This window comes from Pedobacter humicola (assembly GCF_056490705.1).
In genome coordinates this window covers 336,860-360,120 of the sequence record NZ_JBWJIG010000003.1, presented here as the reverse complement: position 1 = coordinate 360,120, position 23,261 = coordinate 336,860, and the positions used below count along the sequence as shown (strand labels likewise).

Below are 23,261 nucleotides of genomic sequence, written 5' to 3'. Positions count from 1 at the left end.
CAAAATGAAAATAACAGATGTAAAAGTATGGCTGGTTGAAGGCGTAAAATACAACTGGACCTTATTAAAGATATATACCGATACGGGGCACACCGGAGTGGGCGAGGCGACTAACTGGCCGGGCAGTCCGATTGTTTTTGAAGCCACCAAACATGTTGGTCAGCGCATTATTGGTCTTGACCCCATGAAAACAGATTTTATATGGACCAAGCTTTACCGGGATTTAAACTGGATGGGGCCATTCGGGGCCAGTATGTGTGCCATCAGTGGTATCGATATGGCCTTGCTCGATTTAAAGGCAAAGGTACTGGGCGTACCCTGTTACGAGCTTTTGGGCGGGGCTTTTAGAAAAGATATTCTGCTATATGCCAACTACTGGTTTACAGGCGGGGGGCACAATACCGAAGATTATGCCGCACAGGCAAAAAAGGTTAGGGAAGCTGGTTTTACAGGTTTAAAATTTGATCCCTTTGCACACACCAATTATTTGTACGGCGAAGATTTATCCTCAAACCTTCAGCTTACAGCTGCCCAGCAAGATCTGGCATTTAATGTAAGTAAAGCCGTGCGCGATGCTGTAGGTCCGGAATTTGATATCATGATCGAAACCCACGCCATGTTAAACTATCGCGTGGCTGTTACCATGGCGCAACGGCTTTCCGAACTGAACATCACCTGGTACGAAGAACCTGCCGGGCCAGAAAATGCCAATACCTTAAAAGCAATGAGAGACCGGATTCCATCAAATGTTTCGATCTGTGTAGGCGAGCGTCACTATACCCGTCATGGTATCCGCGATGTATTGGAGAAACACATTTGCGACATCATGATGCCCGATATTACCCGCTGCGGCGGACCTTCAGAAATGAAACGTATGGCTACCATGATGGAAGCTTATAATGTACTCCTCGCGCCACATAATCCTAACGGACCGCTGTCTACGCTGGCTTCGGCGCAGGTTTGTGCCTCGGTACCGAACTTTTTCAGACAGGAATTTATGTTTTACGATGTGCCCTGGCGCGACGAAGTGATTTCGCACCCCATTGCAGATATGGTACAGAACGGGCATCTTAAATTGAGCGACAGGCCAGGTTTGGGCGTCGATTTAATTGAAGAAGAAATGGAAAGACATCCGGGAGTTTTAATCCCGAGAACAGGATTTTACGTGTAAGAGTAAGGCAAAAAAAGATCATGGCGTTAACGATAGATTTAAAAGGAAAGATAGTTTTAATAACCGGTGTTACTTCGGGTATTGGCCTGGGGATTGCCAAAATGATGGCTAAAGCAGGCTGTACTGTAATCGGTTGTGCCGAACACAGTGAAATAAGTGAGGTAGCCCAGCATTTTCTGGCAGAAATGAAGTCTTTTGATGTTGAAACCGACTATTTCAAAACCGATATGACATCAGCTGAAAATATTGAATCGCTGGTTGCCGACATCAGCAATGGTTATGGAAAGCTGGACATTTTAATTTCGAATGCCGGCCAAAATGTATTTAAAGGTACGGAAGATTGCAGCGAAAATGACTGGCAGTTTAATTTGGATTTAAACCTGTCTGCACATTGGAGATTGGCCAGGCACTGCAAATCACTGTTGTCGGCAAATAAAGGAATCATCATTGTAATGGCTTCTAACCATGCCTTTGCCACCATTCCCGGCTGTGCACCATACAATATTGCGAAAACGGCCTTAACGGGTTTAGTACGAAGTTTGGCTATAGAGTGGGGCCCTGATATACGGACGGTTGGCATTGCGCCAGGATTTATCGATACGCCCGGCAACCAGCAATGGTTCGATTCTTTTGAGCAGGCTGATGAAGAAAGGCAACGGACCATCAATCTGCATCCCGTTAAAAAACTGGGCACCGTGGAAGAGATTGGCGGCTGGTGTGTGTTTTTATCAAGCGAATATGCTGCTTTTGCATCCGGAGTTACTTATTTAATTGATGGGGGAAGAAGTGCTTTGATGCAGGATACCATTTGAGAGGTGAGCGTGAGATTTTAGATGGGAGATTTGAGACGCCAGATGTTGAGGACCATATAATGAAGAGCATTGGGTTACCGTAAATTTTAAACATAGATGAATATTTGGAAGCCTGATGTACTTTATAAGGCAGATTTAATTTTAGGTGAAGGTGCGCGTTGGCATGCTGAATGGCAAAAATTCTTGTTCATTGATATTAAAGGTAAACTTGTAGGTACCTGTGACCCTGTAAATGGAAAACTAGAAACCCAAAAGATATCGGCCATGCCCGGTATGGTGGCGCCTGCCGAAAACAACAAACTGCTGGTGGCTTTGCAAGGTAAGATTGTATTACTGCATCTGGAAACAGGTAAAACCACAAAACTGGTAAAGTTTAAAGAAGATGCCGAAAACCGAAGCAACGATGGCGCCTGCGATGCTTTGGGCAGACTTTGGGTGGGTACCATGCATGTTGATGCCAGGCACCATGCGGGTAACCTGTACTGCTATAATGGAAAATTGGTGAAGAAAATTGCAGGCACCAGTGTATCTAACGGCATTTGCTGGTCGCCCGATAACCGCACCTTATATTACATCGATAGTTTTTTGTACCACATTAAAGCTTTTGACTTTGATTTAGCTACAGGGAATATAACAAATGAAAGGATTGTTATCGACATTACCGAACCGGGCACAGTTGCAGACGGGATGTGTATCGATAGCGAAGGGATGCTGTGGGTAGCCATGTGGGGTGGTGCTTGCGTAAACAGGTATAATCCGGCTAATGGAGCTTGTATCGATAAAATTATAGTCAATGCACCGCATGTAACGAGTTGTGCCTTTGGCGGTAAGCTGATGAACCAAATGTTGATTACAACCGCAAAAGATGGATTGAGTGAGGATGAATTAAAACTATATCCACACAGTGGCTCCTTATTTATGATTAAATTAAAGGTAACCGGCCTGCCAACGGCTGCTTATAGAACAATATCGTGATTGCTTTGATGGGTTTCTGCCCATGGAATAAATCACACTAACCAAATCACAATCTTTTAATATGAAACTGGAACTTATAGATTATCTGATCATTGCCCTTTACTTTGCAATTGTAATGGGCATTGGTTTAGTGCTCAAAAAGAAAATAAAAACCGGGAACGACTTTTTATTAAGTTCGCACAATATACCGCTTTGGATTACCTGTTTAGCATTTATCTCCGCCAATTTAGGCGCACAGGAGGTTTTGGGAATGGCCGCCAATGGTGCGAAGTATGGCTTGTACACCATGCACTTTTATTGGCTGGGAGCTGCTTTAGCGATGATTTTTTTAGGGGTCTATATGATGCCTTTTTACTATGGCAGTAAAGCCCGGAGTGTTCCCGAGTATTTGAGATTACGTTTCGACGAGAAAACCAGGACCTTTAATGCCCTTACTTTTGCCGCAATGACGGTTTTTTCGTCCGGCGTATCCTTATATGCACTGGCCATGCTGATGGAAGTGATTTTGGGGTGGGATTTCGGTCTTTCGATATGGCTGGCGGCAGGCGTAGTATTGGTGTATACCTTCTCCGGAGGTTTAACAGGTGCGATCTATAACGAAGTTTTGCAGTTTTTTCTGATCATTATCGGGATAGCGCCCCTGGTGTATATTGGATTAGATAAAGCTGGTGGAATAGCCGGAATTATACAACATGTAGATGATGCCAAACTGCATGTCTGGAAGGGACTGGATAGTCCGGCGAACAACCCCATGGGTGTTGATGCCTTCAGTATGGTTTTTGGATTAGGTTTTGTTTTGGCTTTTGGCTACTGGTGTACCGATTTTTTAGTGGTACAACGCGCCATGGCAACCCGAAATTTAAATGAGGCCCAGCGTACACCCGTACTGGCGGCTTTCCCCAAAATTTTAATGCCTGCTATTGTAATTCTTCCCGGGATTATTTTATTGGCTTTACAAGGTCAATATTCGGGCTTCGAATTACCTGTTAATGTAAATGGCGATAAAGATTACAATATGGTATTGCCTTTATTGTTACAGAAACTGTATCCCAGTGGTTTGCTTGGTTTAGGGATAACGGCATTAATCGCATCCTTTATGAGCGGTATGGCCGGTAATGTTACGGCCTTTAATACGGTGTTTACCTACGATATTTACCAAACCCATATCAGGAAAAAAGCTTCCGATTTACATTATTTAATGGTGGGGAAGGCCACCACCATTGCCGGGATCTTAATTTCTATTGCAACTGCATATGTGGCCCGCGGCTTTAACAGCATTATGGATTTATTGCAACTGGTGTTCAGCTTCGTTAATGCACCTTTGTTTGCCACCTTCTTTTTGGGCATGTTCTGGAAACGTACCACAGGCCATGGCGCCTTTTGGGGCTTGCTTTTGGGTACAAGTGCTGCGGCAATTACACATGGTTTATCGGTGGCCGAGGGCAAGGGCGGCTGGCTCGTGCATGCATTCGATTTTTATTCGGCAACAGGGCAGGCCTTTACCATTGCTTCCATCTCCTTTACGGTATGTTTGCTGTTTACCATCCTGATCAGTTTGTTTACCAAGGCAAAGGATGAAAAAGAATTGGTAGGCCTGGTGTATAGCTTAACCCCTAAACAGGATTTAAAAAGCAAAACCTGGTACACCAATCCACTGTATTTAGGGATTATTGTGCTGATGATTACGATATTTTTCAATATCCTGTTTTTTTAAAATACATAGGATATTGGTTTTCCTGATCAGACAAAAGAAGGATTTTAATTGTTTGTGAATGATCAATCACACCAACCGGAAGGCGGTAAAACCTGCCGGTTGACGTATAATGGTGAAACAGGATATTATTTTAGCCTTCTAATTTCATTTTAACCTCCATGTAATACCAGGTTTTTAGTTCTTCTTCCAGGGCGCTCCCCGGGTTAAAGCCTGCGGCAACAATGGCCATGGGGTTAAAAGTTTTGCTGTTTAATACAATCTTATATTGGTCATGATATACGGTGCCTATAGCCACTAAACATAAAGAACCTTTTGGTAAAGGGTAGCTGAAAATCTGGCTATCGTTTAGTCCCCCTTTTTTAAGCAGGATACTTTCTTGTGGATAAACCATCCAAAGCCCTTTTTCCAGGTTAAATTGAACCACTTGTATTTCAATTGTACAGCCATCGGCCTGTGGCGGGTAACGCAGGTCTTTTGAAACCAAAAATTCTGGAATGCGGACCCTTACTTCATTTGCAGTGAATGTGGTTTCGGGCATTATGAGCAAACTTTTGTTTAACACCGAAGCCAGATTAAAATTAAATCCGGTTAAACGGTCAAAACTTTTTTTTGTAAGTTTAAAGGTTCCTTCTGGGGTTATGGATTGGTAGAGGACAGTAGAAATATCCGAATTCATCCGGTTCACCATCGCTCCATCGTAAAAACCTGTTAAAAGATGCTGGAAAGACATCCGGATGTATTTGGATAAAGGACTAATGTAACTGCCAAAAACAGATGCACTTTTTTTAGTCGCCGCCGTTTGTTTTACATTTCCTCTACCAGGTTTCGATCTTACAACATTGATATCGCCCTGTTTGCTAAACGATAAATTTCCAATAGAACCGCGCAGGCCCTTTCTATCCAATATGGCCATAACCCTAAATTATGATGATCAAATATTTCTAAAGGCATTATCTTAATACTTTGTAGTATTAAAGGTGATACATTTTGTATAACTAATTTACTACAAATCTGATTAAAAACCATATATAGTCCGCATTTAGGTGTAAAAACGCGGACTATACGCGGACTTGCTGCGGACTTACCCTCAATTTGGTAAACAGGTGATAGAAGCGAAATGCAATGCTGATTGCATTTACGTAGCTCTGTGAGTAATAAGGTTAGCGTAGCTCTGGAACTAAAAAAGCCTGCTCCACAGTATGGATACAGGCCTTTTGATTGCGCATGATTTGGGTTAAAAACCTTTTACGGTTCTAATGAGATAATCTTTGGTAGATCCGTCTGCTGCCGTTACACGGTACTTGCGGTCTTTTGAAAAATCTCCTGGACCACCCAATTTTGGTGAATCATCTAAAGAAGTAATGGTAGATACATCCGAAACCGTTACATACACCCATAATTTGCTGAGTTGATCTGTTTTTATCAGTTTATCAAATTGAGCATAGAGCATCGCTTTGGTTACAGAGCCTGTTGGACCTGCTTTTAACACTGAATTAATATCATAGGTTAGGGTCGTTTTAAAGCCATCTATTCCGTTTTCATTGAGCGTCGTAGTTTGTTTTTTAAATAAAACTTCACATACACGGTCTTTTTCAATCTCCTCTTTACTGGTACCTTTTTGAATGGTGTCGGTATATAAAAACCTATAGGTATAGTCTACTGTCGACATTACTTTTAAGCTAGAGTTGTTCAGATCCTCCAGTCCTTTTTTTAAGCAGCCGGAAGATAAAAACATCAATCCGATTGCGATGATGCTTAACAGTGGTTTTATCGTTTTTTTCATTTCTATTAAAATTATGAGTAAAATTAATCCCAGCCTGGATTCTGGTTGATGCCTGATTTTAACCGGAAGGTTTCGTTAATAGGCAGCAGATAACGTTTAGGTGTAAATCTCGCCTCTCCTGCAACATTATTATCGGTGAAAAAGGAATACGTTTTGCCATCCCTTGCAATGCGTATACCCCGGAGCGTACCTTGTAATGCAGGGATAACATAACCCCCTGTAGCATATTCGCCGTTTTTAACACCACCAGAGGTTCTCATTCCCCAGCGCAGCAGCGACCAGTAACGGTCGTTATTTTCATATACCATTTCTACATTTCTTTCCCGTTTAAAAGCTTCAAATAAAGAATTTCCCCAAACATTTCCAGAGAGCCCGGCGAGATAACTTGTTGCTTTGCTCTCATCAAATCCACCGTGTTTAACCATGGTTGGCACCATAAATTTTTTTGCATTTTCATAGTCCCCTTTCATCAGGTAAGCTTCAGCCATGTTCAAATAAGCCTCTCCGTAACGGAGCACTGAAAAACAATAGTCTAATTTTTGATCGGATGGATTGGGTAAACTGGAAACCTGATCATAAAAATATTTAATCATGGAGTAACCCGTAGAAGAGTTATAATTTTCAGTATTTCCGGCACTATAACCGTATTCTGCTGAAGAGCCTTCATTAATTTTACTGTTGGCATTACTCACATTTCCATCTCTTCTAAAAAATACTCTTACCTGGTTGTTAAAATATAAACAGCTGTCGTAAGTAATCGTAGCATAAAACCTTAAGTCTCTCTTTTTTGTGCCGCTGAAGTACATTTTTTCATCTACATTGGCACCTGTTGCAACATAAGAGGTATTCTCCCAATATTTAATACTGCCATCTGTATCCTTAACCAGATAATCATCAACCAGATCCTGAGTTGGCCAGGCGCCACCATCCATTCCCCAAAAATTCATAGTAACATTTATAGGGAAATGCAGCTTTGCATAGGCCGAAAACTTACCTGTTGACCACATGCCCTGGTACTGCATCGGAATATCATAAAGAGAGGTGTTTGTTTTAGAACGTTCTCTGATCAGTATATTTTCACTCGCAGCTATCGCGGTTTCGTATTTTCTGAACATATCCGAATAGGGGCTGAGCTGAGATCCTGATGCGTTTAATCCCAAGGCTGTTCCAGAGGTAATCACTTTGTCGTAATAAGTACTATTGGGTATACCCCCATCTACATAGGCCGCCGCTTGTAATGCAACCCGCATTAATAAAGCATGCGCAGCATTAGCAGAAGCTCTTCCTCTCTCTGCCGTAGCTGGAAGCGATGCGCTTGCTTTTTCCAGGTCAGATAGGATAAAATCATAAGTTTCTTTTACCGATTTTCTGGGGATCTGCAGGTTTTCATCAGGGCTGAGTTCACGATCGATGATCTGTAAGCCGCCATATAATTTAGCGTAGATAAAATAATGCGCGGCCCTTAAAAAATACAATTCTCCAAGCGACCGTTTTTTAAAGGCCTCTGAGAAAGTGGTGCTCGCCTGGATGTTTTTCATGGCCGTGTGTATTCTCCAAAGTACATCGTAGCTTAACCAACCATAATTGTCATTCTTAGTCATCAGTTCGGCACGGTCTTTCGACCAATATGAACTGTTTAAGGTTCCAGTCATGGCATTTTTAGTTACACTTTCCGAGCGGGCAGAATAATTATGGGCATACCCTGATAACCAGGAATCGCTCGCCAATACATCCTGATATATTTGATATATAAATGCCGTAGAAAGGTTTTCGCTGTTCCAGGTTTGTTCGCCGGTAATTTTATCGTAAGGCTGTGTATCCAGGAATTTTTTGCAAGAGGTAAGCCCGAGAGCGATCAAGCCCAAAACCCAAATTAATTTATATTTTTTCATTTTATGTATATTTAAAAACCTAATTGAAGACCTGCTGAATATGTTCTCATCATTGGGTATGAATAACCATCGAAGTTATTTGCTTCGGGGTCTCCGTATTTTACAGAAGGGCCCACAGCGAATAAATTAACGCCAGAAGCGAAAATGATGAGGTTGCGTAACCAGTTTTGCTTATCGAGTATGGAGTATTTAAAATCGTAGGATATTGTGGCCGACTTTAACCTAATGTAATTCGAGTTACGTGCCCAGAAATCAGACGAAGCGTAATTATTATTGTCATTTAGTGATGCATTTCCGGCTCTTGGCATGGTCGCATTTGGATTGTTCGGGGTCCAGTTATCATTTTGGAAAGCAAAATCTAATCTTCTTTCGCCCTCCGAACCCATCGCTACGTTACTGAAATAGGTTTGTCTGGCACCTGTTCCCTGTATGGTGGCGGCGATAGACAGTCCTTTGTAGCTGGCTCCAAGATCAACACCAAATACGAAGGTCGGTGAAGTATTGTGTCCAAACCTGGCCTGATCCTGGCCATCTATTTTACCATCACCGTTGACATCCTGATACTGTAGGTCGCCGGGCCTAAGGTCTCTCGAAGTTATGCGTTTCGGGTTGTTCAGGATGTCTTGCGGATTGGTGTAGAACTGTGCGCCGATATAACCTGTTCCTACATAAAATTTCTCATTTCCCTGAGCACGTAGGCGTGGATTTGCCAGTGTAATACTGTCCTCGTTTGTTTTAAAAGCAATTGATCTGTAATAGGTAAAGTTAAAACCGGCATTAAAGTTTACCCGGCCGATTTTGGTATTGTATTTTAATGAACCATCTAAACCTTCAATTCTGTCTTCAGCTTTCGAAACCACGAGTGGTAATGCATACCCAATTGGATCAGTGTAACGAAAGGCATCAGGAGACAAAAAACCTTTTGTGGTTTCAAAAAAATAATCTACAGTACCTTCCAGCTTGTTTCCAAATAGGAAAAAATCCATCCCTGCATCGTACTTGGTACGGTCGAACCAGGTAATATTCACACTAGGTGTTGGGCCTGGGGTTACGCTGTTCTGCAGTTTACCATCAACCACATAAGCATTCGAATTATAGTTATAGGTTGGCAGATAAGAATACAGATAATGATCAATATTATTTACCCCAATCTGTCCATACGATGCCCTGAGCTTAAGGTAATTCAAAACTTTTTTATCTTTTATGCCCTCAAAAAACTTCTCTTCAGAGATTGCCCATCCTCCTGAAACCGAAGGGAAGAAGCCCCATCTTTTACCATCAGGAAAGTTATCCGAGCCATCGTAACGGCCGGCAAACTCTACCATGTATTTACGGTCATAATCATAATGCAGACGTCCTACATAGCCCATCCAGGCTTGTTCACCCTCGGTATTCGAAGCGGTAACTAAAGTTGCATCACCTTTTTGGATCTGCTTGATTTCGGTGGTATTAAAACCCCTGGAGCCCGCCGTTAGGGAATTGGTATAATAATGTTGTCTGGTGTGTACTACTGTGGCTTCTACATTGTGTTTATTTAAAAAGCTTGTTTTGTAATCTGCCCGAATATTAAAATCGTATTGGCTGGTCATGTACGACGAACGGCTAATGCCTATGTTGGCCGGGTCTTCTTTGGTTGCATTACCCTGCTCATCATAATATGTTGCAGTTTGTATCCAGTCCACACGATCTTGGGTAGTAAGATTATAGTTGCCATTAAAGCCAAAGGTTAAGCCTTTTACTTTAGGAACAGCCCAATTTAATGCGCCCGCCAATTGATTATAAACCGTTCTAAGTTTAATATAGCCTGGGCTCTTTAATTGTAGTGCAGGATTATCAAATTGATTTGAAATATTACCATCTGCCGTAAATGGTTTTTCAAAAGGGTTTCTGTCTCTAAGTCTAGAATATATCGTAGCTGCACTTGCTGGAGGGTATTTTTCATCGAGTATAGAGCCATTTACATTTAATTCTACCGTTAGACCTATTTTATCAAAATAGCTGCTTACATTCGATCGGTAATTGTAGCGGTTATAATCTAACGAATTAAATTTCATAATGCCTTCCTGGCCCAGGGTATTCAGGCTGCCAAAAAACTTTAACCGGTCTGTCCCACCGTTAACGGATATTGTATGTTCTTTTTGTGGAGCATAATTGCGTAACAATTCATTCTCCCAATTGGTGTAATTGGATAAGTTGTTGCCAATATCGTTAAGTTCAGCAGGTGTTTTAAAAGCATTTATCCCTTGGCCTAGAGCCTGATATAGATTGTTTAACGAGGTGGCGTACTCAAGTGCGTTCATACGCTTTACACTATAAGAAGGGGTATTAAAAGCGTAATTGCCCTGGTAATCGAAGCTTAATTGCCCAACCTCTCCTTGTTTAGTAGTAATTACCACCACACCATTGCCCGCATTCATACCATACACAGCTGTAGAGGCCGCATCTTTTAATACAGTAAGAGATTTAATATCGGCTTTGTTTAAGGTTAAAAAGCGCTGGCTGTTCGATACAAAACCATCAATGATATATAATGGTTCTCCGTTGCCCCGAATGGAGATGCTTGCCCCATTTTGTCCGGGCTCCGCCGAACCTTGCTGTACGATCACACCTGCAACTCTACCCTGTAAAGCCGATCCCATATCTCCAACAGGAATGTTCTTGATTGATTCGGTATTTAGAGTGGTTACAGATGTGGTATTCTTTCTGATGCTCGTGGTACCAAATCCAACCACCACAACATCGTTCAAAGCATTTTTTTCATCCTCTTTTAAAATAATGTTAAATCCTTTCGGATCATTTGCGGCTACCTCGAGTGTACTGTAACCTACGATGCCAAATCTGAGTCTTGCGCCCGCGGGTTTTGGGATCTGGATACTGAAACGGCCCTCACTATCGGTAGTTGTGCCGATATTTTGACCGATTACCCCCACGCTAACGCCTGCGAGGGGCTGTTGTTCTGCATTTCTAACTGTTCCTTTCACAATGGTTTTATCTTGCGAAAAAGCCATTGAAGATAGAAATAGCAAGAAACAAAATAGGAAAATTTTCTTCATATAGTTTTTAGGGATTTTGGTTAAAAAACATTGAATGATGACGCACACTGTATACTCATCATAATCAAATGTTTACTTATACTAAAGTACACGCAGCTTAAATCCCTTTGTAAAACTATATTTGGAAAAACTTAAACTTTTTTACCCTGAATAATAATATCTGCTCATTTATCATTAATTTAGTTTACTTATTTAGCTTTTTTTTGAAATATTATGAGGTCTGAACTTATCAATGTTAACCATTCGGGGAATAAATCTGTCCATATCAAACAGATTGATAACAACCGGTTGATTTCATCTTTCCACTTTCACGATATGTGCGAACTGGTATGGATTGAACGGAGCCATGGCAAACGGATTGTTGGCGATCATATCGGGAATTTTGAGGATGACGATCTGGTGCTGATGGGCCCAAACCTTCCCCACATCTGGCAGAATGATAAAATTTACGAAGACAGCGACGATAAAGCGGTAAAATCTACAGTGATTTATTTTAGTATCGACTTTTTTTCTTTGCTAACAGATGATCAGGATGTTCTGGCACTGGCGGCCGATCTGGTTTCGAGGGCTTCGCGGGGGCTTGTATTTGATCAGGAGACCACTCATAAAATAAAACATATTTTGCTTGCTATGGCGGACAACGACGGCTTTGAAAATATTATCTCCGTCATTGAAATCATTAAAATTTTAGCCCGTTCAAAAGATTTTAAGTACCTCTCCAGTATTACTTTTAAGAACCAATATGACGAGAAAGACAACAACCGGATCAATAAGGTTTATCAGTTTTTAATGAAAAATTTCCATAACGACATTCACCTGAATGAAGTAGCCGAATTGTGCAATATGACGCCAAATTCTTTTTGCCGTTTTTTTAAAATGCGGGCCCAAAAATCGCTTACCCAGTTTATCAATGAGATCAGGATAGGTCATGCCTGTAAATTGCTTCAATCAGAAGATTATTCTATAGCGGATGTGTGTTATGCCAGCGGATTCAATAATCCTACCAACTTTAATAAATTTTTTAAAGCCATTAAAGGGATGAAACCGTCGGAGTATAGGAATAAATTGAATAATTAATTATTCCATTAGTCATTGGTTTGATGTTTTATTGTTGATAGGCAGGTTGTTGATGGATTAATCGACTTCAGCTTAAAGACTTCAGCCTCTGGACTAATCTATCGGTTAATCCCCTCCAAACGCCCAACTCCAAGCCCCAAACTTAGTCCGGTTAATCGGTTAATTGTTGAAATCGGTTAACTTTGAACTGCAAACTGACAACTGTAAACTGGTTAATCGGTTAGTTGTTTAACTGACATCTCCAACTATTAAACTAATATCGAAATAGATCCTGAAACAAGTTCAGGAGGACGCATGAGTTGAGATTAACGACTCTGGACTCTCGACTGAGGACTTCAGACTAAATTTATTTCGCTCTTATATTGTCTCCTGCCAACTTCACTGTCGCAGTAACTCTGTCTATCCTTGTTTCTGGTCTTTTGGCTTCCGAGATCCATTTTAAGATGGCTTTTTTAGAAGAACGGGAGAATTTTCCCCAATGATCATTTGCCGTTTTATTGGTTTCAAATTCTTTTTTCAGATCATCGGGTACGACCAGGTTTTCTACATCATTTAGGGCATCCCACATGCCGTTGGCTTTAGCGATTTCGATTGTTTTTAAACCTGCAGGATGCATTAATCCTTGTTCAATCATGTTTAGTGCCTTATTTTTGTTGATGGCACTCCAATTGCTTTTGGCCTTTCTTTTGGAGAAAAACTGATAACGGCTCTCCTCATCCCGCTTAATGGTTAAGCTATCAATCCAGCCGAAGCAGAGCGCTTCATCAACTGCATTGGCATGTGGCAGGCTACTGGCTGATGCCTCTTTTTTATAGATGATGAGCCAGACAGATGCCTCTTTTTCATGGTTTTCGGCAAGCCACTGGCGCCAGTCGGCCTGTGTTTTGGCATAAAAAGCCTGAACGCCGTTTTTCGATTCTTCCATAGAACAGGATTGATATACTATTTTGCCGATTTGCTTAATATTTCAAGATAGTGTTTGTTATACATGATACCCAATATATTACCAAAAGGATCAATCACTGAAGCAGTAACAATGCCAACACCATATTCGGTGACCGGACCATATGCCTTTGCGCCATGGGCAATGAGCCTGTAGAGGGTTTCTTCCAGATTGTCAACATGCCAGTATGCGATTTCCCCTCCAGGTTGTGCGGGCATTGGTGGCGCATATTTTCGGTCGATAATGCCCAGCTCGTGCTGATAATCGCCAATCCGAAACTCAATATAAGCCGGATTTTCGGCATCAGGCCTTTCGAAATAAGGCTCCTGGCCCAATATTTCTGTATACCATTTCTTTGCAGCCTTTACGTCATCTGCCCAAAAGCTAATGGTAGTTAATCCCCTTAAGCTAACTGTTTTTTCCATATTATCCTTTGTAAAACCAAAAGTATTCTGTGGCTTACCTAAAAATGGTAAAATTGCGACACTTAAACAAGTATATTAATCAGGCATGAAATATTAAGACTGATCGTTATCTGCCTGTTATTCAGTATCTGGTTTGTTGTAATTGTCGCTTTTTAAATTGTTAATCACAATTAAGATGTTAAATTTATCCTTATTGTAATTACATAAAAGCAGGCAAGATATGGCCAATCCATCTTCGAGAAATGTATGGGTAGATTATTTACGCGCTACCATAACGGTTTTGGTTGTAGCCCACCATTCCGCCCTGGCTTATACCACTTTTTCCGTATTTAACAAAGATGCTTATATTTTGTCTACACATGCCATAGTAGACCGTAGGAGATGGGTTCTGCTTGATGATCTGGTGGGTTTTAACGACACTTTTTTTATGTCGCTGATGTTTTTTATTGGCGGGCTTTACTTCTTTTCGAGTATCAAAAAAAAGGGTGTAATACCTTTCATTAAAGATAAAATGTACCGGTTATTGATTCCTTTTTTGTTGTTGGGTACCTTATTGATGCTTTTGGCTTATTTTCCTTCCTATTATCTGGCAAAAGACAGCAAAGATGTTTTAGCTTATGTTAAAGATTTTTTTACAACAGAGGCCTGGCCGGTTGGACCGCCCTGGTTTTTATGGCTATTGTTTGTTTTCAATTTGATTGCAGCATTTGCTTACCGGTTATTTAATTCAAAAAAGGCAATATCGGATTTTATACTCTTTAATATAAACACCAAAGCCTTTACCGTATTTATAACCTTACTTTTAACTGGTTTGCTGGCATACCTGCCCATGGCAGGGTATTTTGGGCCTTACAGCTGGACGGGTTTTGGCCCTTTCGATTTTCAGCTCAGCCGTTTAATCCTCTATATTGCCTATTTTGGAATTGGGATACTGGTAGGGAAAACGGCTATTGGTATCGGGATTTTTGCCGGAAACTCATCAACTGTTCGGTATTACCCTTTATGGTGTTTACTGGCGATTACTACTTTTTTTGTGTTTTCAACTGGGTTTTTAAACAAAGTATTTACGGAGCAACAGCTTAGTATAAACCAAATGGCCATTCTTAACAATTCGTTATTTGTATTGTGCTGTACCTTAATGTCTATCGCTTTCATCAGCACTTTTAGCAAACTGGTGGTTAAAAAAATTGGCTGGTGGGATTCGCTCAGCAGCCATGCCTATTTAATTTATCTGGTACATTTTGTTTACATCACCTGGCTGCAGTTTGGGTTGTTGAATGTTAATATCCCCGCTGGTTTTAAGTTCCCGATGGTTTTTGTCCTATCATTAGGATTAAGCTGGGGAACGGCTTATTTACTGCGGAAGATTTCTTTAGTGAAAAAGTATTTATAAATTTTAGGGTAGGATGGTTAATCGGTTAATTGTTTAAACGGGCTAACTGACACCATGCGCTAAATCCCAAACGCCCTTCGCTCAGCTATTTCCATACCTCATAAGTAAGCAAAATAACACCAGATGGAGAGGTTTTGGTTTCTTTTAGCGTCAACCTCACGCGATCGGTAATCTCGTTAAACAATAATTTCCCGCTGCCTAAAATAACCGGATGTACAGCGAGTTGTAATTCATCAACCAAACCTGCGTTGATAAACGTGGAAATCAGCTTTGCCCCACCATAGAGCCAGATATCTTTACCCGGAAGGTTTTTGATTTCATTAACCGTTTTTTCAATATCCGAATGGATAAAGACGGCGCCAGTGCCATCATCGGTTTTGGAATGGGAGAACACATATTTTTTCTTGCTGTTGATGTTTCGCGAGATTGATTTCATCAATTCGTTTTCTTCTTCTCCGGGGAGGTAATTGCCCCATAAATCGTAACTGATCCGTCCGTAAAATATCGAATCAATGCCTTCTAAAAAATCGTTGAAATTGGCATCGCCATCCATTATGCACCAATCAATTTCCCCGTTCGGGCCTTCTATAAATCCATCCAAGGTAACGGCCAGGTCCAGAATAATCTTTTTCATAGGTGTAAAATTATAAGGTTCGTTCAATGCTAAAGGCACGGTCTTCTTTGTTAAAACCTACCTTCGGATAATAATCGAAAGCGGTAGGTACCGATAACAGGATGAGCATGCATTGTGGCCCGATTTTCCCGCGTGTAATGGCAATCATTTCTTTCCCAATTCCTGCACTTTTAGCTCCTGTAAATACGGCAAGATCTGCCAAATAAGCGCACCACACCCAATCGGTAATGGTTCTGCAAATGCCAACCAGTTTGTCTTCCTGCCAGGCGGTAACCAATACATCTGCATTTTTTAACATTAAGGCTATCCTCTCAGGCTCGGTTGGTCTCTTTAGTCCCGCCTGTATGAATAGTTTGATCACTTCTTCCGGATTCGGGATTACATCTAACTTATAGGTAATGTTCATATTCCTAAATTACAAAACCTGAAGATCAATAATGGTAAAAAACGACATTTTGGTTCATTCGTTCACTGGTCATTGATCATTGCCCAGGTGGGGTAATCATTTAATTTACGCCAAGCGCACAACTCCTAACTGGTTTAGCAGGTATATTATTTTGAAAAAACGTTTTTTGATCAGCGCTATATACTGTGTTATTTATATGTTTGTAAACAAAGTTTACAAGTATTGGGTTTTTATCCAATTTACCTTAACCAATATATAAAAGCGAAATTCAGTAATGGATCCCAATTCTGTACAGTCGAGCAATCAATCAGCTTTTGATGCATTAGATATCTGTTGCAAGATCATCATACAGCAAATGGGTAACATGGCCATTGAAGAGTGGCGTGTATCAGATTATACCAGACTGAGCAGCCAACTGGGTAAAAAGACAAAAGTATATCTGAGTGTAAATACGCTCAAGAGGCTGTTGGGCCAGTTGAAAACGCCACAGCGCTATTTCCCTCAAAAGGCCACCCGTGATGCCCTTGCCCAGTTTATTGGCTATCGCGATTGGCAGGAATTTGAGTTGGTGAGTTTGTCTGCACAGCCTGAAGTAACCAGACCCGAAACAGTTGAAAAGGTTATTGGAGTAGAAAATCCCATTCACCCGGAGCATAAATCGAATAAAAAAACATATATCTATGCCGGTCTGATTGCCTTATTGTTTATCGCGTTGATTGCAGGTTTTATGATATGGAAATCGGATAGTGATCCCAGCGATACGGAGTTGATCTGCGAAAATCCTTTTGGCAATGTACCGCATACGGCGGTTTTTAAGCTTAAATCGAAGAAAGCGCTTAAAGATGGAGATGAGTATAAGGTCGATTTTATGGACGAGGCATTACAGTCGCCAATAAGTGGCAAAAAGGAAATCGCTAAATTCTTTCGAAATCCCGGTGTGGTTTACGCTACATTATTTTATCACGATAAACCTATAGATACCGTTTCGATATTTATGCAAACAAAAGGCTGGGTGGCCAATTCTGGTAACGATACTTCGAGGGCATATCCTATTGCAGGTTTACAGCCACTCAATCCAAAAAATATCTATGTTTCAAAAGCGCAGCTGGATTCTGCCGGTTTGGCTACCAACAGGCCGTTTTTGGTAGGTTTTAGCAATATTAAGCCCTCTACTATCAGTGGTGATAATTTTTCTTTTACCTGTCGGGTTTTTTCAGAGCAGAACAGGCCTGGTACACAATGTGTGGAGACTACAATCATTATCCTTGGGGAGAAACACCGTCACCTTTTAACGCTTAACCGGGCCAACTGCGTGGCTTTTTCACAGTATAAGTTTTCTGAAAAAAGAGTGTTGGGATCAGACCGGTTTTTGGGTGCGCTGGCATTCGATCCAATAAATGGGGGGGATATCGAGATCCGTGTGGTAAATAAGAAAGCTTCAGTAATACTCAACGGTAAAAAAGTACTCACTACCCGCTACGAAAAATCTATTGGTAAAGTGATGGGGATCAAGATTTTATTTAGTGGAATAGGGAAGGCTATTTCTCCAAAGCTGCAAGATTTAACTACCCGGGAAATTTACTGATTATTTATTCCTTGCTTTTTTTGCCTGTTCTATTTTCGAGATATCCTGAAAGTCAGTATCATTTACCCATCCCCAGCTGAGGGTTGGATCTTTTGCCATGTAACGGTCGTAGAAATTTATCCCTCTTTTATCTGCATATGGATAGTGGTCGAATTGACTTCCCTTACCAAAAACACGGGGATCACCCTGTTCTTTTAACAGGCTTAATAATTTATTTCTCATCTGTGCCGATTTTTTTTGCAGTGATGGAGCTGATGCCAGATTATTCAAACAGGCAGGATCTTTTTTAATGTCGTATAATTCTTCAGCACTCCGTTTACCGAACGACCATAACCAATAGTTAAAATCGTTGTTGATTGCATATACCGTTTTTAGGCAAGCCGTTTTTGTGGGACTGCCATCTACATTCAGGTACCCGGTTTCGGGGTTTCCGGCAGGCCATCTGTCAGGTTCAAAATTTTTGATAAACAGGTAATTCTCCTGAACTATGGCGCGAATGGGGTAACCCACATCTTTAGGCCGGCCTACGTCATGCCGTTCTTTACCCAGCAATGCGAAATTGCGCTTTTCAGATACCTTTTCTTTATCCGAGCTAAAAATGGCAGCAAAACTCTTTCCGGTAATGGGTTTCATCCTGTTCTGCTCGGCAGGTATTTTGGCCAGCTCCAAAAAGGTAGGTGCAAAATCGATAAAACTGATAAAATCTTCAATTTTGCGGCCCTTACGGGCGATACCATCGGCCCACATCATGGCAAGCGGCAGGTGATTGGAATATTCGTAAGCCTGTCCCTTTACCCGTGGAAAAGGCATTCCGTTGTCTGAAGTCACTACAATAAGCGTATTGTGCAACTGGCCTTTGTCTTCGAGCATTTTTAGCATTTTGCCCAGGTGTTGATCAAAATATTCAATTTCAAAAGCATAATCCAGCAGATCATTTCGCACCGAATCGCTTTTTGGCCAGAAAGGATAAATGTCTGCATTTGGAATATCTTTTAGGCTTTTTCCACCTTTACTAACACCCGAATTAAATTCGTATTCGCGGTGTGGCTCGAGGCCACCATACCAAAAAAAGAAAGGTTTATGGGCGGTTGTACCTAAAAAAGCATTAAAATTGGCCGCATAATCTACATTGCTGATCTGGGCAGTAGGGGCTGTTGTCTTCAGCTGGTTAAATATTTTTACCAGCGTTTCGCGTGGCGAACCATCTGCATTTTTTGCCACAACGGGCGCCACACCTTTTCCGGTATAACCTACCGCATATCCATTTTGTGCCAAAACCTCGGCAAAGGAAGTGAACTTAGCGGGGAAGTACGACCAATGGTTGCCGGCTTCTTCCAGTTGCCAGGAATTTCGTCCGGTGATGATACACGAGCGTGATGGGGCACATTTGGCATTAGGCGTATAGGCATTTTTAAATAACAGGCCCTCTTTTGCAATGCGGTCGAAATTTGGCGTTTTTACCCACTTGCAACCATACGCACCAATATGCTGATAGGTAACATCATCCATAATGGCAAAAAGGATGTTCGGACGTTCCGTGGCGGGATCTTTTTTATTTGAGAAGGATAAGGCCATCACACCAGCAAAAAGGAGGACTGCAATGCTTAAAATATATTTTTTCATAGGAATACATTCAGGTTTTTGAAAGGAAGCGGTGCAAAAAGCTACCTCACTAACGTGGTGTTTCGTTTTATTTTATATGGACTGAATCTTTAAAACCACGCTTGTTCTGTTGCTGTTGGCTTCCGGATTAAAACCCACCTTCATTAAAAAATCTCCTGAATAAATTTTTGTACTATCCATTGGTGATTTGGTGCCAGGATATAGGTTAATCTCTTCTATTTTATATTTTTTAGCTGGGTCTAATCCTTTCATTTTTACAGGCAATATCACGCCATTGGTAAAAAGGGTAGCCACATAATAGTTAAATACAATCGCCTGGTCTTTGGCATCATTTACATAGGCAATGGAAGCAATTTTATTTTCATAAGGATCCTGCAAACGGTATTGTTGCCCATGCCAGACAATGTCTTTAAAACTGTTATAAGTTTTAACAGCATTCTGACTAAAAAGCAGGTCATTTTTGCTCAGTTCATTTACGCGTACATCGTAACCCAGTTTACCCATCATGGCTACATCGGTTTTAAATTTAATAGGCTGTTTACCCATGTCGGTAATGTGGTTATCTACCGCAATCGAAGGGAAATAATAAGAATATTCCCACTGGATAAAAATACGGTCGTACGGGTTGGTGTTATCGCTGGGCCAAAACTCTGTGAAATATTGGAGTGCGGCATAATCTACCCTCGATCCACCGCCTGCGCAGAGCATCATCGGTGTTTTGGGGTATTTTTTTCTAATTCTTTCCAGAACATTGTTTAAACCCCTGATGTATTCGATGTAAAAATGATCCTGGTTTTTTAAAGTAGGGGAGTTGGCATTGTAAATCAGCGAATTGCAGTCCCATTTAATAAAAGCAAGCTCCGGTACTTCTTTAAAAATATCATCGACGGTTTTATATATAAAATCCTGGACTTTTGGGTTGGTTAAATCGAGCACCAGCTGGTTACGCATGTAGTATTCTTTTCTTTCAGGCTGGCGGATAATCCAGTCGGGATGATTTTCGTAAAGTTCACTTTTAGGGTTCACCATCTCCGGCTCGATCCAGATGCCAAATTTTACACCATTTGCGGTGGCTTCTTTACCCAAAGTACCGATACCGTTTTTTAGCTTTTGCCTGTTATACTGCCAGTCGCCAAGGCCAGAGGTAGAGCCGTTACGCGGATATTTGTTACCGAACCAGCCATCGTCCAATAAAAACACATCAACACCTAGTTTTTTGGTGTCTTTGGTCAGTTCATTTAATTTTTCGTCGTTAAAATCGAAATAGGTGGTTTCCCAGTTGTTTAAAATGGTCGATCTTTCCCCTTTTCCATCCAATATTTGATAGTTACGTGCCCAGTTCTGCAGATTTCTACTGGCTAAACCTTTACCCGTTGAAGAATAGGTGTACACGAAACGTGGGGTTACAAAATTCTCGCCTGCTTTTAAAGTATAGTTGGAGGAAAAATTGTTGATGCCGGCGGTAATCCTCAGATAATATTCATCAAAGGTTTCGAAATCCAGTTTGAAATTGCCTGACCAGGCCAATGAACCTGCAATTACCTCACCCAGATCTTCTGTAGCAGGCTGATCAACCGAAACCATAAAAGAAGAGGAGTGCAACAGGTTTGTCCGGGTTCCCAGTTTCGAATCGATGGTTTTTATCCCGTGCAGTAACTGTTGTTCTTCCGAACGCATTTCGCGTGTGGCACCGCTATATTGGTTTTTCAGGAAGAATTTCCTGCCGCTTAGGGTAAGGTTTGCGGAAGCATATTTGTTGAGTACAACGCTGCTTTTCTCATGGTGTTCGATTTCGGCCCATTGTTCAATTACATCTTCATTAAAATAAGCGAGGTATTTTAAGGTCACCTGGAAATTATATTTCAGGTCTTTCAGTACAATGCTGGTGAGTTTCCGGTTTTGGTCAATTTGTTCCGTTTTTACGACCGAAAAGCTAAGTACAGTAGATTTATTGCCATCTGCATGGGTCACGCTTAGTGCAGGCTCCATTAAATTCAATGAGCCTGAAGCAATATAAGCTTCCCGTTTGTTTAAAAGATCATCAGAACCTGGTTTGTATTTATCAAGGTCTTGTATGCCGGGGTATTCTCCGGTGTTTTCCAGCTTTTTGCCAATGTAGGTGGATAGTAAGGTATTATCCTTGTCGCTTCCAAGTATCAATACATTGTTTTTAGTTGCAATTTCTATGGTTTTCTGCGCAAAGCTGGTCAATCCTGTTGCGATCATTAGAAAAAAGAGGCTGAAGTGTTTTTTGTACATTATTTATAACGGTAATGGGTTGGTTGACGGTTGTTTGTGTATAAAAAAGCAAGGGAAAGGGTTTTTACTGCGATATCCCGGTTTGTAATATAAAATTAAGGATTAGATTCTAAAGAAATGAGAACTTAAAGTACAAATGATTAGCAAATTTTTGGATGTTTAAAGTGCTCGTTATTAATTTTTTATAGTATTTTTTGACCTTTTATGTACGGACAGAAAATTAGGAAAGAACTATCTTTTTAAAATTTATAGATGTCGTTCCCGGTTTAGTGTTAAGCTACAGCACCATCTAATAACCTATAGATAACAATTTTTTTACTTGTTGTTTAGTTTTATTAAACATTTGTTTAGTAATTATGTATTGTAATTTTAATCTGGACAGGAAGGGTAAATCCATTTCGATAAAACCTGCTAGCTAAGCTGTTATATATGAGTTGGTTTAGCCGTACAGCGTTTTGGTTAGGTTTTGAGTGGTGTTACAGGCTTCGCTTTGATTTTCTATGATTTAATTTACATACCAATTTTACAACAAGAGATTTATTTATGAGAAAAGTTTTTTTTAAAATGATGGTGTTATCCCTACTGTCATTATCGGCAATGGCCCAACGTAAAGCACACGTGTTAATTTTAGGGCTTGACGGTTTTAGTGCCGAGGGCTATCAAACAGCGAAACACCCTAACCTGGATAAACTATTTGCCGATGGCATACTTTCATTAACTACCCGCCCGGTAATGCCATCGGTTACATTACCCAATTGGACGAGCCACCTAACGGGCTCGGGACCAGAGGAGCATGGCATCACCGCCAACGACTGGACATTGGCCAAACATACCCTACAGCCGATAGAAACCGATCAAGACGGCTACTATCCATCAATCTTTAAAGTATTGAAGGAAACAATACCATCAGCTAAAACGGCCTATTATTACAATTGGAAAGAACTGATCAATCCCATTAATCAAAAATACCTTGATGAAGTATCATTCGAAGAAAAGGATGGATACAAGGAAAATTACCAGAAAGCATTTGATTTTATGGTCAAAAACAAACAAAACCCTACACTTACCTTCTTATATAGCGTACATACCGATCATGCCGGTCATGGTTTTGGCTGGATGACACCGGAATATATTACGGCCATTGAGCAGGCAGATGTAGCAATAGGGGCTTTGATAGAAAAATTAAAGGCAGATGGAATTTATAAAGACATGCACATTTTATTGATTACCGATCATGGTGGTATAAATAAGGGTCATGGTGGCATATCGATGAACGAAATGCAGATACCCTGGGCCATTACCGGGCCGCAGATTAAAAAAGGTGGTTTAACTACCAGTTTTAACAGCAACAAGAATACAAGTTTGGTATTGGCGAAAATTTTTGGAATAACTAAACTGCCTGATTCATGGACAGGAACGGTACCAAAAAATGTATTTAAATAGTTTTAATGTTCTCATTGTTACATTAGGTTATAAAAAGGGGTAATGGAAAATTCCATTACCCCTTTTTATGATT

General features: G+C 40.8%; 18 protein-coding genes. 8 read left to right on the top strand and 10 right to left on the bottom strand.

The genetic code is table 11. From position 1 onward, the window contains the following. The first annotated feature begins 4 nt into the window (after positions 1 to 4). The 4 genes from AC04Q1_RS07630 to AC04Q1_RS07615 all read left to right on the top strand — a co-directional run bounded on the left by AC04Q1_RS07630 (position 5) and on the right by AC04Q1_RS07615 (position 4,672). On the top strand, positions 5 to 1,171 hold the full coding sequence (locus tag AC04Q1_RS07630) for a mandelate racemase/muconate lactonizing enzyme family protein (RefSeq protein WP_478363351.1): 1,167 nt from the start codon (positions 5 to 7) through the stop codon (positions 1,169 to 1,171). A 20-nt stretch (positions 1,172 to 1,191) separates the two neighbouring features. Beyond that, positions 1,192 to 1,983: an SDR family NAD(P)-dependent oxidoreductase gene (locus tag AC04Q1_RS07625; protein WP_478363349.1), complete on the top strand. Its 792-nt coding sequence runs from the start codon at positions 1,192 to 1,194 to the stop codon at positions 1,981 to 1,983. 96 nt (positions 1,984 to 2,079) lie between these two features. Next, positions 2,080 to 2,958, top strand: coding sequence for an SMP-30/gluconolactonase/LRE family protein (locus AC04Q1_RS07620; RefSeq protein WP_478363347.1), 879 nt, complete (start codon positions 2,080 to 2,082; stop codon positions 2,956 to 2,958). A gap of 61 nt (positions 2,959 to 3,019) precedes the next feature. Beyond that, complete coding sequence (locus AC04Q1_RS07615) at positions 3,020 to 4,672, top strand: sodium:solute symporter family protein (RefSeq protein ID WP_478363345.1); 1,653 nt, start codon at positions 3,020 to 3,022, stop codon at positions 4,670 to 4,672. A gap of 130 nt (positions 4,673 to 4,802) precedes the next feature. Here AC04Q1_RS07615 and AC04Q1_RS07610 read toward each other — a convergent pair whose 3' ends face one another. The 4 genes from AC04Q1_RS07610 to AC04Q1_RS07595 form a co-directional block, all read right to left on the bottom strand. Then, entirely contained in the window at positions 4,803 to 5,585 is a 783-nt protein-coding gene (locus AC04Q1_RS07610; RefSeq protein WP_478363343.1) for a hypothetical protein, read from the bottom strand. A 321-nt stretch (positions 5,586 to 5,906) separates the two neighbouring features. Next, positions 5,907 to 6,455: a DUF5018-related domain-containing protein gene (locus AC04Q1_RS07605; protein WP_478363342.1), complete on the bottom strand. Its 549-nt coding sequence runs from the start codon at positions 6,453 to 6,455 to the stop codon at positions 5,907 to 5,909. A 23-nt stretch (positions 6,456 to 6,478) separates the two neighbouring features. Next, on the bottom strand, positions 6,479 to 8,347 hold the full coding sequence (locus AC04Q1_RS07600) for a RagB/SusD family nutrient uptake outer membrane protein (protein ID WP_478363341.1): 1,869 nt from the start codon (positions 8,345 to 8,347) through the stop codon (positions 6,479 to 6,481). Positions 8,348 to 8,358: 11 nt separating this feature from the next. Then, entirely contained in the window at positions 8,359 to 11,400 is a 3,042-nt protein-coding gene (locus AC04Q1_RS07595; RefSeq protein ID WP_478363339.1) for a SusC/RagA family TonB-linked outer membrane protein, read from the bottom strand. Positions 11,401 to 11,613: 213 nt separating this feature from the next. Here AC04Q1_RS07595 and AC04Q1_RS07590 point away from each other — a divergent pair, with 213 nt between their 5' ends. Continuing rightward, the gene (locus AC04Q1_RS07590) at positions 11,614 to 12,477 is read left to right on the top strand and encodes an AraC family transcriptional regulator (RefSeq protein WP_478363338.1); all 864 of its coding nucleotides are present in this window, start codon (positions 11,614 to 11,616) and stop codon (positions 12,475 to 12,477) included. 346 nt (positions 12,478 to 12,823) lie between these two features. On the opposite strand, the gene AC04Q1_RS07585 is transcribed toward AC04Q1_RS07590, so the two are convergent. Together AC04Q1_RS07585 and AC04Q1_RS07580 are read right to left on the bottom strand one after the other, a co-directional pair. Beyond that, the gene (locus AC04Q1_RS07585) at positions 12,824 to 13,402 is read right to left on the bottom strand and encodes a YdeI/OmpD-associated family protein (RefSeq protein ID WP_478363336.1); all 579 of its coding nucleotides are present in this window, start codon (positions 13,400 to 13,402) and stop codon (positions 12,824 to 12,826) included. A 17-nt stretch (positions 13,403 to 13,419) separates the two neighbouring features. Further along, entirely contained in the window at positions 13,420 to 13,845 is a 426-nt protein-coding gene (locus AC04Q1_RS07580) for a VOC family protein (protein ID WP_478363335.1), read from the bottom strand. Between the two features lie 220 nt (positions 13,846 to 14,065). Here AC04Q1_RS07580 and AC04Q1_RS07575 point away from each other — a divergent pair, with 220 nt between their 5' ends. Continuing rightward, positions 14,066 to 15,238: an acyltransferase family protein gene (locus AC04Q1_RS07575; RefSeq protein ID WP_478363333.1), complete on the top strand. Its 1,173-nt coding sequence runs from the start codon at positions 14,066 to 14,068 to the stop codon at positions 15,236 to 15,238. A gap of 85 nt (positions 15,239 to 15,323) precedes the next feature. On the opposite strand, the gene AC04Q1_RS07570 is transcribed toward AC04Q1_RS07575, so the two are convergent. Both AC04Q1_RS07570 and AC04Q1_RS07565 read right to left on the bottom strand, forming a co-directional pair. Then, positions 15,324 to 15,872: a dihydrofolate reductase family protein gene (locus tag AC04Q1_RS07570; RefSeq protein WP_478363332.1), complete on the bottom strand. Its 549-nt coding sequence runs from the start codon at positions 15,870 to 15,872 to the stop codon at positions 15,324 to 15,326. A gap of 10 nt (positions 15,873 to 15,882) precedes the next feature. Continuing rightward, positions 15,883 to 16,278 (bottom strand): GNAT family N-acetyltransferase, encoded by a 396-nt coding sequence (locus AC04Q1_RS07565; protein WP_478363331.1) that lies wholly within the window; start codon positions 16,276 to 16,278, stop codon positions 15,883 to 15,885. Between the two features lie 274 nt (positions 16,279 to 16,552). Between AC04Q1_RS07565 and AC04Q1_RS07560 the strand changes: the two genes are divergently transcribed. After that, positions 16,553 to 17,863 carry a hypothetical protein gene (locus tag AC04Q1_RS07560; RefSeq protein WP_478363329.1) on the top strand — a complete coding sequence of 437 codons (1,311 nt, stop codon included), beginning with the start codon at positions 16,553 to 16,555 and terminating at the stop codon, positions 17,861 to 17,863. Here AC04Q1_RS07560 and AC04Q1_RS07555 read toward each other — a convergent pair whose 3' ends face one another. Beyond that, on the bottom strand, positions 17,864 to 19,486 hold the full coding sequence (locus AC04Q1_RS07555; RefSeq protein ID WP_478363328.1) for a sulfatase family protein: 1,623 nt from the start codon (positions 19,484 to 19,486) through the stop codon (positions 17,864 to 17,866). A 72-nt stretch (positions 19,487 to 19,558) separates the two neighbouring features. Next, positions 19,559 to 21,745 (bottom strand): alpha-galactosidase, encoded by a 2,187-nt coding sequence (locus AC04Q1_RS07550; protein ID WP_478363326.1) that lies wholly within the window; start codon positions 21,743 to 21,745, stop codon positions 19,559 to 19,561. A 543-nt stretch (positions 21,746 to 22,288) separates the two neighbouring features. On the opposite strand from AC04Q1_RS07550, the gene AC04Q1_RS07545 reads away from it, so the two are divergent. Further along, a complete protein-coding gene (locus AC04Q1_RS07545; RefSeq protein ID WP_478363324.1) occupies positions 22,289 to 23,188 on the top strand; it encodes an alkaline phosphatase family protein in 900 nt (299 codons plus the stop codon). The last annotated feature ends 73 nt before the right edge of the window (positions 23,189 to 23,261 follow it).